The 15,055-nt window shown below is 33.4% G+C and carries 16 protein-coding genes and 1 riboswitch; of the genes, 13 read left to right on the top strand and 3 right to left on the bottom strand.

Annotation, left to right across the window (positions count from 1 at the left end; all coding sequences use genetic code 11):
• Positions 1 to 389: 389 nt before the first annotated feature.
• Together PMI10_RS13715 and PMI10_RS13710 are read left to right on the top strand one after the other, a co-directional pair.
• Positions 390 to 764: a hypothetical protein gene (locus PMI10_RS13715; protein WP_007808893.1), complete on the top strand. Its 375-nt coding sequence runs from the start codon at positions 390 to 392 to the stop codon at positions 762 to 764.
• A 251-nt stretch (positions 765 to 1,015) separates the two neighbouring features.
• Positions 1,016 to 2,095: a Ppx/GppA phosphatase family protein gene (locus PMI10_RS13710; RefSeq protein ID WP_007808891.1), complete on the top strand. Its 1,080-nt coding sequence runs from the start codon at positions 1,016 to 1,018 to the stop codon at positions 2,093 to 2,095.
• Between the two features lie 137 nt (positions 2,096 to 2,232).
• Here PMI10_RS13710 and PMI10_RS13705 read toward each other — a convergent pair whose 3' ends face one another.
• Positions 2,233 to 4,317: a M3 family metallopeptidase gene (locus PMI10_RS13705; RefSeq protein ID WP_007808889.1), complete on the bottom strand. Its 2,085-nt coding sequence runs from the start codon at positions 4,315 to 4,317 to the stop codon at positions 2,233 to 2,235.
• Positions 4,318 to 4,470: 153 nt separating this feature from the next.
• Between PMI10_RS13705 and PMI10_RS13700 the strand changes: the two genes are divergently transcribed.
• The 11 genes from PMI10_RS13700 to PMI10_RS13650 all read left to right on the top strand — a co-directional run bounded on the left by PMI10_RS13700 (position 4,471) and on the right by PMI10_RS13650 (position 13,585).
• On the top strand, positions 4,471 to 5,139 hold the full coding sequence (locus tag PMI10_RS13700) for a queuosine precursor transporter (protein WP_007808887.1): 669 nt from the start codon (positions 4,471 to 4,473) through the stop codon (positions 5,137 to 5,139).
• A gap of 5 nt (positions 5,140 to 5,144) precedes the next feature.
• Complete coding sequence (locus tag PMI10_RS13695) at positions 5,145 to 5,714, top strand: DNA-3-methyladenine glycosylase I (RefSeq protein ID WP_007808884.1); 570 nt, start codon at positions 5,145 to 5,147, stop codon at positions 5,712 to 5,714.
• A gap of 101 nt (positions 5,715 to 5,815) precedes the next feature.
• Positions 5,816 to 5,912: riboswitch (TPP riboswitch) on the top strand.
• Between the two features lie 85 nt (positions 5,913 to 5,997).
• Positions 5,998 to 6,204, top strand: coding sequence for a sulfur carrier protein ThiS (thiS, locus tag PMI10_RS13690; protein ID WP_007808882.1), 207 nt, complete (start codon positions 5,998 to 6,000; stop codon positions 6,202 to 6,204).
• 222 nt (positions 6,205 to 6,426) lie between these two features.
• Positions 6,427 to 8,250 (top strand): phosphomethylpyrimidine synthase ThiC, encoded by a 1,824-nt coding sequence (thiC, locus tag PMI10_RS13685; protein ID WP_007808879.1) that lies wholly within the window; start codon positions 6,427 to 6,429, stop codon positions 8,248 to 8,250.
• Positions 8,251 to 8,279: 29 nt separating this feature from the next.
• Entirely contained in the window at positions 8,280 to 8,876 is a 597-nt protein-coding gene (locus PMI10_RS13680; protein ID WP_007808877.1) for a thiamine phosphate synthase, read from the top strand.
• Complete coding sequence (locus PMI10_RS13675; protein ID WP_007808876.1) at positions 8,849 to 9,601, top strand: hydroxymethylpyrimidine/phosphomethylpyrimidine kinase; 753 nt, start codon at positions 8,849 to 8,851, stop codon at positions 9,599 to 9,601. Before PMI10_RS13680 ends, PMI10_RS13675 begins: the two co-directional genes overlap by 28 nt.
• Complete coding sequence (locus tag PMI10_RS13670; protein ID WP_007808875.1) at positions 9,594 to 10,232, top strand: thiamine phosphate synthase; 639 nt, start codon at positions 9,594 to 9,596, stop codon at positions 10,230 to 10,232. The genes PMI10_RS13675 and PMI10_RS13670 overlap by 8 nt, the downstream gene beginning before the upstream one ends.
• Positions 10,213 to 10,989: a thiazole synthase gene (locus PMI10_RS13665; RefSeq protein ID WP_007808874.1), complete on the top strand. Its 777-nt coding sequence runs from the start codon at positions 10,213 to 10,215 to the stop codon at positions 10,987 to 10,989. Before PMI10_RS13670 ends, PMI10_RS13665 begins: the two co-directional genes overlap by 20 nt.
• 164 nt (positions 10,990 to 11,153) lie before the next feature.
• The gene (locus PMI10_RS13660; protein ID WP_007808873.1) at positions 11,154 to 11,531 is read left to right on the top strand and encodes a GxxExxY protein; all 378 of its coding nucleotides are present in this window, start codon (positions 11,154 to 11,156) and stop codon (positions 11,529 to 11,531) included.
• A 95-nt stretch (positions 11,532 to 11,626) separates the two neighbouring features.
• A complete protein-coding gene (gene thiH, locus PMI10_RS13655) occupies positions 11,627 to 12,748 on the top strand; it encodes a 2-iminoacetate synthase ThiH (RefSeq protein WP_007808872.1) in 1,122 nt (373 codons plus the stop codon).
• Positions 12,749 to 12,874: 126 nt separating this feature from the next.
• Positions 12,875 to 13,585: a HesA/MoeB/ThiF family protein gene (locus PMI10_RS13650; protein ID WP_007808871.1), complete on the top strand. Its 711-nt coding sequence runs from the start codon at positions 12,875 to 12,877 to the stop codon at positions 13,583 to 13,585.
• Here the strand turns inward: PMI10_RS13650 and PMI10_RS13645 are convergent.
• Together PMI10_RS13645 and aat are read right to left on the bottom strand one after the other, a co-directional pair.
• Positions 13,582 to 14,376 (bottom strand): MOSC domain-containing protein, encoded by a 795-nt coding sequence (locus PMI10_RS13645; protein ID WP_007808870.1) that lies wholly within the window; start codon positions 14,374 to 14,376, stop codon positions 13,582 to 13,584. The genes PMI10_RS13650 and PMI10_RS13645 overlap by 4 nt on opposite strands.
• A gap of 1 nt (position 14,377) precedes the next feature.
• A complete protein-coding gene (gene aat / locus PMI10_RS13640) occupies positions 14,378 to 15,016 on the bottom strand; it encodes a leucyl/phenylalanyl-tRNA--protein transferase (RefSeq protein WP_007808869.1) in 639 nt (212 codons plus the stop codon).
• Between the last annotated feature and the right edge of the window lie 39 nt (positions 15,017 to 15,055).

The following is a 15,055-nucleotide window of genomic DNA, read 5'->3' as shown; positions in this document are numbered from 1 at the left end:
TTGCAAAAGCATGACAGCTACTTCAATTTCTTAAAAAAAACTTCACCTTGTGTAATTTTGGTTTTGTATTTTGATTTTTTTGTTGCAAAAATCAATTAAGCGAAATGAATTTCATAACCTATTCCAGTTAATTTAACAGTTATTATGCAAAGGTAGCAAAGATATCCTTCTTGATTTTGCGGAATTAATAGTATTTTGTCAAAGTTTAACAACTCTATAACTCTACAACGATTGAAATAATTATTTAGAACCTGAATTAAAACCAAAAAATAAAATTATTCCTAAAAAAAATAAAATGTAGATTTCTATCTACAAGAATCTTCTCCGAAAATCCAACAAACCAAAGTAAATTTGCCCAAGAAAAAATCAACAAATAAAAAACCACAATTATGTCAGATTATTTAAAACTATTCGGAGAAGAACTTAAAAAAAATGTACCAGGATACATCGCTGTTGCCGTAACCGAAATCAAAAGTGGAATTTCATATTATTCCAATTCAGCTATTGCGGATTTTGACCCGGAATTAGCATCTGCTTTTAATCTTGAAGTTGTAAAAGCAAAACTTAACGCAATCAATGCACTAGGTTTAAACGAAACTATTGATGATATTATGATTTCTTTATCATCTCAAATACACATTATTGATGTAGCAGACAATAACGAATATTTCATCTACCTGGCTGTTGATTCTACTAAAGCAAATTTGGGGATGACCAAGGCATTACTTAACAAATACAAAAAAGAGATTACTAAAAAACTATAATTTAAAGTAGCAATTCAATAAAAAACATTAAACATTAAATTTAATATTTAATGTTTTTTTTGCTTAAAAACACCCCCTTTATTGACAAATATTTAACCGGGAATTAACTCTGATTTACATCTGATTTTCATTAACCGAACATTTCAAAATATCAAATTCCAAAAATTTCATTTCCAAACAATCATTAAAAATATCCAAAAAAATATTTGCTTTTTTTGAATCTCAAACTTTAATTATTACCCTCTTTAGTTATGAAAAATATTTTAAGCAACAAAAACTGCTTGTTTTTATTTCTACTTTTAATATCCTTCACTGTAAACTCTCAAACTCTTTATGGAGGAATTGAAATAGGGAGCAAAGGTATTAAGATGACAATTATTAATGTAAAAAATGCAAAAAAGGGTCTATATGAAATAAAAGAGTCTTGGACGGAAAACGCAGGTATTGCTACAGGAATATCTATTAATGGAAACCTTGCTCAATCCGATATGGAAATCGCAACAGATATAGTTTTAAAAAACTATAAAATAATGTTAGAGCATTCTAAAATCAAAAATGAAAATATTTTTATCGTTGCTTCCTCGGGTGTTGGCATGGCAAAAAACACAGATGAGCTGGTTGCGATAATAAAAGCAAAAACCGACAAAGACTTACCTATTATAACATCACAGCAAGAAGGGAAAATGCTATTAGAAGGATGCATCCCTCCAAAAAAATATTTAAATTCAATGATTTTAGATATCGGCTCCGGTAATACAAAAGGAGGTTATGTAAATGCTTTTAATGGCGGTAACAATATTTTTTTTCCATTATCTTTAAACATTGGAACAGTAACCTTAACGGAAAAAATAAATAAAAAAGAAAAAAAAATATCTATTACGGAATTCAATGAACGCTCTTTTGAATACCTTCCAGTTTTGAGAAATGATTTTGCAAAAATGTATGCAGGCGGAGCAGAGTCTTTAAAAAAAGAAAATGTATATTTATCAGGAGGGGCGGTCTGGGCATTCTACACTCTTTTTAATGAGGGCAAACCCCCTTTAGAGAATTTTACGCTGATTAATTTTGAAGACATCATCACAAATAAAAATGTGATTGAGAATAATTTTAGTAAAATTAAAGCTTTATCTATTACTAATACAGAGGTAAAAAAAGTAATTGAAGTTTACACCCAAGAACAGCTTATTTCAGCAAATAATATTTTGATATCCTTGTTAGAAAACATTCCAAACATACAAAATAAAAAAATTTATTTTGCAAAACAAGGACAAGTCGCCTGGTTAATATCTTATATAACAAACAAAGCTAAAGTTGCAAAACCAATCTATTAACTAAAATAAAACGGTTACACAACAAATTTTCAGAAGAGTATTTAAAAATGGTACACAGAGATTATATTAATACATAATCTAAAAGCCCAAATAAATTAATTTATTTGGGCTTTTTTTATTTCCGGAACTTTATCTTTTTACTTTTTATCTGTAATCGGGAAATTCCTGGCTCTCATTAAAGCATCAGATTTGGGGGCTCTTCCTCTGAAATTTTCATACCCCTTTTCATTGTCGATTGTATTCCCAACACTAAAAACTGTATCATAAAGTTTTTTTGCTACTTCTTTATCATAAGGTCCGTTTCCTTCAATAAAAGCTTCGTATGCATCTGCATTGATTACATCCGCCCATAAATAACTATAATATCCGGCAGCATAACCATCACCAGAAAAAATATGTGCAAATTGTGGAATTCTGTGACGCATTACAATTTCTGAAGGCATGTTTAGCTTTTCTAATGTTTCTTTTTCGAATTTAACCGGATCTATGGTTTCAGTTGTTAAGTGAAGTTTCATATCAACAAAAGAACTGGATATTGTTTCTACAGTTGTAAAACCTTCATTAAAATTTGCAGCTTCCTCTATTCTGTCAACCATTGATTTCGGTAATGGTTCATTGGTTTTATAATGTAATGCAAACTTATTCAACACTTCAGGCGTAGTAAGCCAATGCTCTAATAACTGCGAAGGAAATTCAACATAATCTCTTGCAACAGCTGTTCCCGACAAACCAGGATAGGTAACATTAGAACATAAACCATGAAGCGCATGCCCAAATTCATGAAATAAAGTTGTAGCATCATCCCAGGATATCAAAACAGGTTCGTTTGCATTTCCTTTAATAAAATTGCAATTATTTGATACGATTGGAAGTACATTACTTAACTTTTGCTGATCACGATAAGAACTCATCCATGCTCCGGAACGTTTTCCTGATCTTGCATATGGGTCAAAATACCACAATCCAATAATTTTCCCTGTCACTTTATTACTTACTTCCCAAACACGCACATCTGAATGAAATACAGGGATATCATTAATTTGTTTAAAACTTAAATCAAACAATTCGCCCGCTACCCAAAACATGCTTTCACGTAAATTTTCTAATTGCAAATATTGCTTTACTTCATTCTGGTCTAAATCATACTTAGATTTCCTGACTTTTTCAGCATAATATCTATAATCCCAAGGTTGAATTTTAAAATTACCCCCATCAGCATCAACAATTTTTTGCATGTCAGCAACATCCTGATGTACCTTTTCTACGGCAGGTTTCCATACTGATTCCATCAATTCTAATGTTTCTTTGGGGCTTTTTGCCATCTTGTTCGACAGACTCCAGTCTGCAAAAGAAGAATACCCTAATAATGTTGCCTTTTCACCACGCAACTTCAAAATAGAAACCAGTATCGCATTATTGTCATTTTCATTACCATTATCTCCTCGTTTTACAAAAATATCAAATGCTTTTTGTCTTAAATCCCTACGATTAGAAAATGTCAAAAACGGCTCAATAGAGGAACGTGTATTTGCAACACAGCCTAAAGCATCAATTTTTCTCACTTTAGCTTCAGCAATAACAGCATTTTTTATTTCATCCGGCAAACCGTCAAAATCATTTTCTGTTGTTAATTCAATAAACTGATTTTGTTCTTCCGCTAATAAATTCTGGCTAAATCGGGTAAAAAGACTTGCTAATTCCTGATTGATCTCCCCAACTTTTTCTTTGTCTCGTTCATCTAATTTTGCCCCTTCACGAACAAAATTGGTATAATACCACCAAACCAGGCGTTGTTGTTCACTATCTAAATTCTTATACTCTTCTGACTTATATATAGTTTCTATTCTCGAAAAAAGCTTTTTATTTTGATACATTTTATCATTCAACTCAGATAATTTTGGAGACATTTCAGTTTCTACAATTCCAAATTCCGGAGTAAAAATATTTGAACTGTAAATTTCATATATTTCGTGAATCCTTTTTATCGTTTTACCAGAAAGCTCCAGGGCAACAATAGTATTATCAAAAGAAGGTATTTCAATATTATTTGCAATCGTGTCTAACTCATGTAAATTTTCCTCAATTGCAAATTCAATTGCTGGCTTAAAATCCGAAACTTTATATTCATCAAAAGAAGGAACTCCTCCATATGGCCCTGTCCATTTTTGAAGTAAGGGATTCTGGCAACCTGATTGAGAATTAAGTGAAGTGTCTGTATTCATAATAAAAAATAATATTTTGGTTCATTTATTCTGTAAAATAATCAAACTCAAATTTACCATTTTATTGCCTTAAAATGCTCCTTTTATTTATGAACTGAATCTGCAACTTAAATATAAATATCTTAAATTTGAAATGTCTTTACCAAAATAAATATGTTTAAAACCAAAAAAGAAATCGTTTTTGTTATCCTTGCAGGAATTTTTATCACTAATGCTGTAGTAGCCGAATTAATCGGAGGGAAATTAATTCAGATTGGTCCATTTGTAATGAGTATTGGAATTTTGCCCTGGCCAATTGTTTTTCTGACTACAGATTTAATCAATGAATATTTTGGAGAAAAAGGAGTTAAAAAACTTTCTTTTATAACAGCTTGCCTGATCGCTTACGCATTCCTGATATTATTCATGGCAATAGTAATTCCGGCCGCAAAAGGAATTAGCCCTGTAAATGACGAACAATTTCAGGCAGTTTTCGGTCAGAGTATGTGGATTATTGTTGGAAGCATTATAGCTTTTATAATCTCACAATTAATCGATGTCTGGATATTTTGGTTCTTCAGAAACAGAACAGGAAATAAAAAAATATGGCTCAGAACAACTGGTTCAACAGTAATTTCACAATTATTTGATTCTTTTATTGTTCTTGGAATCGCTTTTTGGCTGCCTGGTAAAATTGATTTCGACACTTATATTTCTTCAGGATTAACGGGTTATGTTTTCAAACTTTCTGTTGCGGTTTTATTAACTCCGTTAATTTATCTCGGACATCATTTGATTAAGAAATATCTGGAAGAAGACGAAAACAAAAAAGATCAAAATTAAAAACAATGACAACACAAGATCCTGTAAGATGCGGTTGGTGCTCTGCCAGCGATTTATATAAAAAATACCATGACGAAGAATGGGGAGTTCCTGTTTATGATGACCCTTCTTTATTCGAATTCTTAATTCTCGAAACCTTTCAGGCGGGTTTAAGCTGGATTACTATTTTAAACAAAAGAGAAAATTTCAGAACAGCTTTTGATTATTTTGATTATAAAAAAATAGCCAATTATACTGAAGATAAAATTGAATCTTTACTAGAGGACACAGGAATCATACGTAACAAGCTCAAAATCAGATCCGCAGTATCAAACGCACAGGCTTTTATGAAAGTACAGGAAGAATTTGGCAGTTTTTCCAATTACATCTGGAAATTCACTAACGGAAAACCCATCAATAATAATCCGAAAACCTTAAAAGATGTTCCCGCTACTACTCCACTTTCAGACGAAATCAGTAAAGATTTAAAAAAACGAGGCTTTAAATTCGTAGGTTCCACGGTAATTTATGCTCACATGCAAGCCACCGGAATGGTCAACGACCATATTGCAGATTGCTGGACGAGACACAAGTAAACAGTCTTTAGTCACGACCGCAGTTTTAAGTATCAGTTACTTAAAATCACAAAAAGTAATTAAAAGCTGAAACTTTCAAACAAATTTTTCATTACATTTGCTTCACACTTTAGGGGTGTCTGCATTGCGCAGGCTGAGATTTTACCCTCTGAACCTGATCTAGTTCATACTAGCGTAGGGAAAAGTAAGATGACTTCTGACCGCATTTTTATGCGTAATTGTAGCCATTCCTAAGGTAGAGATTCAACACAGTGAATCTTTAAACCTAAAAAACCCAGAAGGAATGGAACTAAAAATCAACCATCAAATTAAACAATTCAGTGCCGATACGCTTAGCGTTCAATCATTGCTTGATCTCGAAATTCCAAACAAACAAAACGGAATCGCCGTTGCCATTAACAATACTGTTGTTCCAAAAACAAATTGGAGCCAGCATTTTGTATCCGAAACTGACGAAATTTTAATTATTTCAGCTACACAAGGAGGGTAATCTGGCTGCACGAACGGGCTATCCGTTTCAAGTCCGCAGTCGTCAACCACAAAACATAGTCACAGTAAAGCTTCCTCTGGTCGCTTTTCTATTCCTTGTTTTTCTACGGTTTTCTCCTTTACGGGCTTTACACTTCTATCCCTGGCAGAATCGGTTATGAGACATTTCAAATTTCAATCAAAATAACAATAGCAATTTCAATTCTAAAATCTAAAATCAGCAATGACAAACGAAGAACAAATATCGAGAACACCATTTACAAACTCCAGAAAAATATATGTAAACGGCGAAATTCACCCAATTAAGGTAGCCATGCGCGAGGTAATTTTAAGTGATACCAAACTTTCTAACGGAGGAATTGAAAAAAACCCACCTGTAACCGTTTATGATACTTCAGGTGCTTATACAGATCCTAACATCGAAATTAACATCCGAAAAGGACTTCCTCGACTAAGAGAAGAATGGATTTTAAATAGAAACGATGTCGAAATCCTAACCGAGATCAGTTCAGATTATGGTCAGACACGTTTAAAAGATGAAAGCTTAAATCATCTTCGGTTTGAATATTTACATCAGCCAAAAAGAGCAAAAAAAGGGGCAAATGTCACACAATTGTATTACGCCAAACAAGGGATTATAACTCCCGAAATGGAATATATTGCTATTCGCGAAAACCAGCGCATTGAACTAATAAACGAGCAAACAAAAGCTATGCAATGCCAGCACTCGGGACACAGTTTTGGTGCTAACACTCCAAAAAGCAAAATCACAGCCGAATTCGTCCGAAGCGAAGTAGCATGCGGAAGAGCGATCATTCCAAATAACATTAATCATCCTGAGAGCGAACCAATGATTGTTGGCCGTAATTTCTTAGTGAAAATAAACGCCAATATTGGGAACAGTGCTGTAACTTCCAGTATTGAAGAAGAAGTAGAAAAAGCCGTTTGGGCATGCCGCTGGGGAGCTGACACCATCATGGATTTATCTACAGGAAAAAATATCCATGAAACCAGAGAATGGATTATTCGTAATTCGCCGGTTCCAATTGGTACCGTTCCGATATATCAGGCTTTAGAAAAAGTAAAAGGAGTTGCCGAGGATTTAACCTGGGAAGTTTTCCGCGATACTTTGATCGAACAGGCAGAACAAGGCGTTTCGTATTTCACAATCCATGCCGGTGTTTTATTGCGCTACATTCATCTTACTGCTGATCGCGTTACCGGAATCGTTTCGCGTGGCGGATCGATCATGGCAAAATGGTGTTTATTTCATCATAAAGAAAACTTTTTATACACACATTTCGAAGAAATCTGCGAAATCATGAAACAATATGATGTTGCATTTTCATTAGGTGATGGTTTACGTCCGGGTTCAATTGCAGATGCCAATGATGCTGCTCAATTTGCTGAATTAGAAACATTAGGCGAACTAACAAAAATTGCCTGGAAACATGATGTCCAGGTATTTATTGAAGGCCCGGGACACGTACCAATGCACATGATTAAAGAGAATATGGACAAACAATTAGAACATTGCCATGAAGCTCCATTTTACACTCTTGGACCATTAACAACTGATATTGCACCGGGTTACGACCATATCACTTCGGCAATTGGAGCTGCTATGATTGGCTGGTACGGTTGTGCGATGTTATGTTATGTTACACCAAAAGAGCATCTTGGATTACCCAACAAAAAAGACGTTAAAGACGGTGTTATCACCTATAAAATTTCCGCCCATGCTGCTGATTTGGCCAAAGGCCATCCGGGAGCACAATATCGCGACAATGCGTTAAGCAAAGCACGTTTTGAATTCCGTTGGGAAGATCAGTTCAATCTATCATTAGACCCGGATACAGCCAGAGAATTTCATGATGAAACTCTTCCGGCTGATGGTGCAAAAGTGGCGCATTTTTGTTCTATGTGCGGACCAAAATTCTGCTCAATGAAAATATCTCAGGAAATTCGTGACGTAGCTGCAGCCGAAAAAGGAATGCAGGAAAAATCAGAGGAGTTTATTGAGCAGGGGAAAGAAATTTATATTTAAGAAAGAGTATAGAACAAAGAGTAAAGACTATGGTCGTAATTACAAATCCTTCTTCAGTTGCAAATGAAATCAGCATTATTGATTCTTTATTTGAAGAAGGATTGTCTTTGCTTCACATCCGGAAACCTGATTTTTCTGAACTGGAAACAGCACAATTTATTCATCAGATAAAACTGGAATTTCGATCTAAATTAGTTTTACACAATCATCATCAATTGGCAGATGATTTTGGGATTAGCCGAATTCATTTTTCAGAGAAAGAAAGAAAAAATAGTTCTGATTTTCTTGCGAGGTTTTCAAAATCTTACAGGTATAAATCAACAGCAACACATTCTATCGAAGATTTTAATTCCTTAGAAAATAGCTTTGATTACGCCTTTTTAAGTCCTGTTTTTACAAGTATTTCTAAAGAAGATTATCATCCAAAAGCAAACCTTTTTGAAGCTTTAAAATCGAGAACAAATTTCAATACGAAAGTTATTGCCTTAGGCGGAATTGATTCTGAAAATATCAAAAAAACACTTGAAAATGGTTTTGATGATGTAGCTCTTTTAGGCACAATCTGGAATACTCATAACCCAATTAAAAAATTTAAACTATGTCAAAAAATCGCCCCTTCGTTCTAAGCATAGCAGGTTTTGATCCTTCAGGAGGTGCCGGAATTTTAGCTGATACTAAAACTTTTGAACAGCATCAGGTACAAGGATTAGCCATAAATACCGCAAATACAATTCAAACCGATTGTAAATTCTATGAAATTGAATGGACTTCGCTCGATTTTGTATTGCGATCTATAAAAACGTTGTTTAAAACCTATCCAATAAAAGCAGTTAAAATTGGGATTGTGCCTTCATTTTTTTATTTAAATAAAATTATTTCGCTAATAAAAAAGTTAGATTCAAAGACAGTTATCGTTTGGGATACTGTTTTAAAATCATCAACAAAATTTGAATTTTTAACCATTAAAACAAAAACGGATTTAGAAAAGACATTATCAAAAATAGATTTAATAACTCCAAATTATGAAGAAATTCTTCAGCTCTATCCAAATTTTATTTCAGAAAAACTTTGGGTAAAAAATGAACTTCCAACATCTATTTTGCTAAAAGGCGGCCATAATTGTACTGCATTGGGCACCGATTATTTATTTCTGAAAAGTAACATTATAGAACTTTTACCCACAAACATCAGTTTCAAACCCAAACATGGATCTGGCTGTGTTCTATCTGCAGCAATTACAGCAAATATAGCTTTAGGATATGATTTAAAATCTGCCTGTTTAGAAGCTAAATTGTATATCGAAAAATACTTAAGTTCATCATCATCATTAATTGGCCATCATCATGTTTAACAAATTACAATATATTTCACAAGGCGAAACTGTCGAAAAACAACTCTACAATATCCATCAGGTTCTGGATTCCGGCTGTGATTGGATACAAATGCGGTTCAAAAATCAAACCTCTGAAAAAAGGTTTGTTTTAGCAGAAGCAATAAAAATTTTATGCGAAGAATATTTGGCCAATTTCATTGTAAACGACGATGTTCTACTCGCTCAGCAAATTACCGCAGATGGTGTTCATTTAGGTTTAACCGACATGAGTATTCCGGAAGCACGGGCTATTTTAGGAGACACTAAAATTATTGGTGCAACTGCAAATACTTTTGAAGATATTGTTTTTCAATCTAAAAATGGTTGTGATTATATAGGTCTGGGGCCTTTTCAATTTACTGAAACTAAAGAAAAATTAAGTCCTGTTTTAGGACTCGAAGGCTATGCTTCTATTTTAAATAAAATGAAAATTGAAAACATTTCAGCTCCTGTTTATGCCATTGGCGGAATCACTTTAGACAACATAGAAAGCCTTGTAGAAACCGGAATTCATGGTATTGCAGTTTCAGGAATGATTACAAAAAGCCAGCAAAAAGAAAAACTCATTCAACAACTTAATGAAAAATTATATGCAAACGCCATTATTTAAAATCGGAGATAAAACACTAACCTCCAGACTATTCCTGGGAACAGGTAAATTTGGCTCAAACCAGCAAATGGAAGAAGCTATTTTAGCTTCGGGAAGTGAATTGGTAACGGTTGCCTTAAAACGCATCGATCTTGAGACAGAAACTGATGCAATTTTATCACATTTAAAACATCCAAATATCAATTTATTACCCAATACATCGGGCGCACGAAATGCAAAAGAAGCTGTTTTTGCAGCTCAACTGGCGAGGGAAGCACTTGAAACCAATTGGGTAAAACTCGAAATTCATCCCGATCCAAAATATCTAATGCCGGATCCAATCGAGACTTTAAAAGCAACTGAGGAACTTGCCAAACTTGGTTTTTTTGTTCTGCCTTATATTCATGCTGATCCTGTTTTGTGCAAACATTTGGAAAATGCAGGAACAGCAGCAGTGATGCCTTTAGGTTCACCAATTGGAAGTAACAAAGGATTAAAGACAATTGATTTTCTGGAAATTATTATAGAACAAAGTAATGTTCCGGTTATTGTAGATGCCGGAATTGGTGCTCCATCTGACGCTGCAAAAGCCATGGAAATTGGTGCTGATGCAGTTTTAGTTAATACAGCAATTGCAGTTGCAGGAAATCCGAAATTGATGGCGGAGGCTTTTAAAGAAGCCGTAATCGCTGGCCGTAAAGCATTCGAAGCCAAAATTGCAAATCAGCAAAATCACGCGGTTGCTTCCAGTCCTTTGACGGCTTTTTTGTATGAATAGTTTAATTTCACGCAGATTTTGGAGATTGAGCAGATTTATTTTAATAAAATATCCATAGCTAAAAAATATTAATCTGTATTATCTGCTAAATCTGCGTGAGAAACATTCTGACAAAGTAAGAAATTTCACTTAAATTTGATTGTTAAATAACTCAAATTACAATTATGTCAGAAAATGAAATTTCATATAAAATAAGAGGTTCAATTTTTAAAGTCTATAATAATTTAGGCCCGGGATTATTAGAATCAGTTTACGAAAGTGCTTTGTATTATCAATTACAAAAAGACAACTTGAAAGTTCATAAACAAGTTGAAATACCAGTAAAATATGATGATACATTTCTTGACATTACTTTTAAACTTGACTTATTAGTTGAAGATAAGGTTATCATAGAATTAAAATCGGTTGAGGAATTAAAGGCAATTCATTACAAACAACTAACAACTTACTTAAAGTTAACTAATAAAAAGTTAGGATTATTAGTCAATTTTAATTGTACAAATATTCTAGACAATATCACCAGAGTTGTCAATAAAATATAAAATGATATTCAAATTTTACAGATTCAACTAGAAAATAAAATTTAAATAAAAATCAGCTTAATCTGCAAAATCTGCGTGAAACAAAACACAATCTAATGAAAACATTCAAATCGGTTTTTGAGCAATATGACTGGAATTCAATTCAAACCAAAATATACCAAACTTCAGTTCGCGAAGTCGAACAGGTATTGGCTAAAAACAAACTGGATATGGGTGACTTTCTGATATTGATTTCACCTGCTGCAAAGCCATATTTAGAACAAATGGCCCAAAAATGCCATGAAATTACTAAAAAGCGTTTTGGCAAAACCATTCAAATGTATGCACCACTTTATTTAAGCAATGAATGTCAAAATATCTGTACCTATTGTGGTTTTAGTTTAGATAATAAAATCAAACGAAAAACACTTTCAGATTCTGAGATTAAACTAGAAGTTGAAGCATTAAAACAAACTGGTTTTGATCATGTTTTATTGGTAACTGGCGAAGCAAATTATACGGTAAATATCAATTATTTCCTGAATGCAATTAATTTAATAAGAGAGCAATTTTCTATCATTTCAGTAGAAGTTCAGCCGCTTTCTACCGAAGAATACCAACGTTTGCATGAAGCAGGAGTTTATTCTGTTTTGGTATATCAGGAAACGTATCATCAGGAAGTTTACAAAAAATACCACACGAAAGGCAAAAAATCAAATTTCGATTTTAGATTGGAAACCCCGGACAGAATTGGAGCTGCCGGAATTCATAAAATTGGATTGGGTGTTTTATTGGGTTTGGAAGACTGGCGTACAGATAGTTTTTTTAATGCTTTACATCTGGATTATCTTCAGAAGAAATATTGGCAGACCAAATATTCGGTTTCTTTTCCAAGATTACGCCCGGCTGAAGGCATTATCGAACCCAATTTTATTATGGATGATAAAGATCTGACACAGCTTATTTGTGCTTATCGTTTATGGAATGAAGATCTCGAAATTTCAATTTCTACCCGTGAAAACGAAAAATTTAGAAACAATATTATTCCGATAGGTGTAACGAGCATGAGCGCAGGTTCTAAAACCAATCCAGGTGGTTATGTTGTTGATCCACAATCATTGGAGCAATTTGAAATCAGTGATGAACGTTCAGCAGGAGAAATTGCCGAAATCATTATCAAAAAAGGTTATGAGCCCGTTTGGAAGGATTGGGACAGAACCTTTAGTCATCAATTCTAACATTTCCACGTTGAATATATCATCCCTTAATATATCAAATCGAGCGGAGTCGAGATTTTCCCAGTATTAAGGGTTTCGACTCCGCTCAACCTGACATCATAAACTCTTTAATTTCTAATATTTACAATGAGCATTATACAAGAATTTTTACGTTATAACCGACAAACTATCCTCCCTGAAATTGGAGATGAGGGTCAGGAAAAACTCAAAAAAGCAAGAGTTTTAGTAATTGGAGCCGGAGGTTTAGGATGTCCTGTTCTACAATATATTGCTACCGCTGGCGTAGGTTTTATTGGAATAATGGATTTTGACACTATTGAAATTCATAATTTACATCGCCAAATTTTATATACTGAAAACGAAATTGGTCAGGAAAAAGCAATTGTAGCCAAAAATGTTGTTTCGAAACTTAATCCCTTGATAACAGTTGAAGCAATTCGTGAAAAGTTAACACCTGAAAATGCATCGAAAATTATTCAGCAATATGATATTGTTGTGGATGGTTCAGATAATTTTACGACTCGTTATTTGGTAAACGATACTTGTGTTAACCTTCAAAAACCTTTAATTTACGGAAGTATTTTAAAATTTGAAGGACAAGTTGCTGTTTTTAATCATAACGGAAGTAAAAATCTACGTGATTTATTTCCTGAAATGCCCGATCCAAAAGATGTTCCAAATTGTAATTTAAATGGTGTTTTAGGGACTCTTCCGGGAATTATTGGAACAATGATGGCACATGAAACGCTTAAACTAATTTTGGAATTACCGGCTTTAAAAAACGAGTTGGTAATTTTTAATACCCTGAATTGGAGTTTTACAAAGTTAAATTTTTAGAAAACAACTGCATCACCAACACTAATAATTCCCGAATTTAAACTAACAATATTAGTTCCGAATAAAACTGAATTATCAACTTTTCGATATGTGCTTAATGTTTTTAGAGGCTCTTTTTTTATAATCCCTTTTTGTGGATCATTATTCACCATAATACATCTTCCACATGGTTTTATGTTTTTAAACTGAACTTCTCCAATGGTAAAAGTGTCAAAATGATCTTCTTCATGAGGGTTTGCACTATTTACAACAATATTCGGGCGAAATCTCAAAACGGTAATTTTATCCACTAGTTTTTCGTTTAAAAAATCCAGGCTTTTGGTCCCCACTAATAAATACGGATAACCATCGGCAAGGCTTACATTGAAAGTTTCTTTTAATCTGGAGCTTTCATGTTTTCGATCGCCAATTTTCATGATTTTTACCAGTTTACATTCAAAACCCAAATGTTTGCTAAACCATTTTGAAGATTCTTTATTTACTTCAAAAACCTCACTTTTATCTTCCCAGACTTTTGTATCAATTGGCTGATTTATATATTCATCAACTGAAAATTCATGTTTATAATCTTCAAAAGTAATACTGATTTTTCCTTCTGAAATTTGAGGATAAAACTGACTCAAAATTGGATATTCTCTTTGTGTTATATGCAAATTTTCAGTATCAATCAACATCCAGCGGCGGTCATTTTCGAAGCCCATTTCTTCAGCAAAAGCTTGTTGACAGCTAATCCCGGCCAAACTTTTAATTGGATAAATATAAATTTCTTTTACAATATGAATTTTACTCATCTTACTCACTTTTTAAAATTGATATAAATTCTTCACGATCAATTTCACGACAACCCAAACTTTCTAAATGAGGATTATAAACCTGACAGTCTAAAAGCTTGTAATTGCCTCTTTTTAAATATTCAACCAAAGCTATAAAAGCAACTTTTGATGCATTTGATACTTTTGAAAACATACTTTCTCCACAAAAAACATGACCTAAATCAATTCCGTACAAACCTCCAACCAAAACCTCATCCTGCCAAACCTCAACAGATTTTGCAACGCCAATTTCATGAAGGTTACAATAAGCATCGATCATTTCGTTTGAAATCCAGGTTCCGCTTTGCCCATCTCGTTTTATTTTCTGGCAATTTGAAATAACAGCTGCAAAATTTTTATTAAAAGTAATTTTAAACTGATTTCGATTTAAAATATTCCGCATACTTTTAGATACAATTAATTCATCCAAAAACAGAACCATTCTTGGATCGGGTGACCACCAAAGAATAGGTTCTCCTTCATTAAACCAGGGAAAAATTCCGCTTTTATAAGCTAATTGTAACCTTTCTGAACTTAAATCACCCCCAATAGCAAGAATTCCTTCTTCATCGGCTTCATTAACTGGAGGGAAAAACAAATCTTTGAATATATAGTACATTCTTTAAAGTAATCAATTTAAAAAATTCAAATTCCAACT

Source organism: Flavobacterium sp. CF136 (genome assembly GCF_000282055.1).
Taxonomy (GTDB): Bacteria; Bacteroidota; Bacteroidia; order Flavobacteriales; family Flavobacteriaceae; genus Flavobacterium.
Note: the sequence above shows the minus strand (reverse complement) of the source record. Positions and strands in the feature narration are given on the sequence as shown.

What these genes read in the sequence shown, in the direction of transcription:
- PMI10_RS13715 (WP_007808893.1), top strand. Translation starts at nt 390, where the DNA reads ATGTCAGATTATTTAAAACTATTCGGAGAAGAACTTAAAAAAAATGTA.
- PMI10_RS13710 (WP_007808891.1), top strand. Translation starts at nt 1,016, where the DNA reads ATGAAAAATATTTTAAGCAACAAAAACTGCTTGTTTTTATTTCTACTT.
- PMI10_RS13705 (WP_007808889.1), bottom strand. Translation starts at nt 4,317, where the DNA reads ATGAATACAGACACTTCACTTAATTCTCAATCAGGTTGCCAGAATCCC.
- PMI10_RS13700 (WP_007808887.1), top strand. Translation starts at nt 4,471, where the DNA reads ATGTTTAAAACCAAAAAAGAAATCGTTTTTGTTATCCTTGCAGGAATT.
- PMI10_RS13695 (WP_007808884.1), top strand. Translation starts at nt 5,145, where the DNA reads ATGACAACACAAGATCCTGTAAGATGCGGTTGGTGCTCTGCCAGCGAT.
- thiS (WP_007808882.1), top strand. Translation starts at nt 5,998, where the DNA reads ATGGAACTAAAAATCAACCATCAAATTAAACAATTCAGTGCCGATACG.
- thiC (WP_007808879.1), top strand. Translation starts at nt 6,427, where the DNA reads ATGACAAACGAAGAACAAATATCGAGAACACCATTTACAAACTCCAGA.
- PMI10_RS13680 (WP_007808877.1), top strand. Translation starts at nt 8,280, where the DNA reads ATGGTCGTAATTACAAATCCTTCTTCAGTTGCAAATGAAATCAGCATT.
- PMI10_RS13675 (WP_007808876.1), top strand. Translation starts at nt 8,849, where the DNA reads ATGTCAAAAAATCGCCCCTTCGTTCTAAGCATAGCAGGTTTTGATCCT.
- PMI10_RS13670 (WP_007808875.1), top strand. Translation starts at nt 9,594, where the DNA reads ATGTTTAACAAATTACAATATATTTCACAAGGCGAAACTGTCGAAAAA.
- PMI10_RS13665 (WP_007808874.1), top strand. Translation starts at nt 10,213, where the DNA reads ATGCAAACGCCATTATTTAAAATCGGAGATAAAACACTAACCTCCAGA.
- PMI10_RS13660 (WP_007808873.1), top strand. Translation starts at nt 11,154, where the DNA reads ATGTCAGAAAATGAAATTTCATATAAAATAAGAGGTTCAATTTTTAAA.
- thiH (WP_007808872.1), top strand. Translation starts at nt 11,627, where the DNA reads ATGAAAACATTCAAATCGGTTTTTGAGCAATATGACTGGAATTCAATT.
- PMI10_RS13650 (WP_007808871.1), top strand. Translation starts at nt 12,875, where the DNA reads ATGAGCATTATACAAGAATTTTTACGTTATAACCGACAAACTATCCTC.
- PMI10_RS13645 (WP_007808870.1), bottom strand. Translation starts at nt 14,376, where the DNA reads ATGAGTAAAATTCATATTGTAAAAGAAATTTATATTTATCCAATTAAA.
- aat (WP_007808869.1), bottom strand. Translation starts at nt 15,016, where the DNA reads ATGTACTATATATTCAAAGATTTGTTTTTCCCTCCAGTTAATGAAGCC.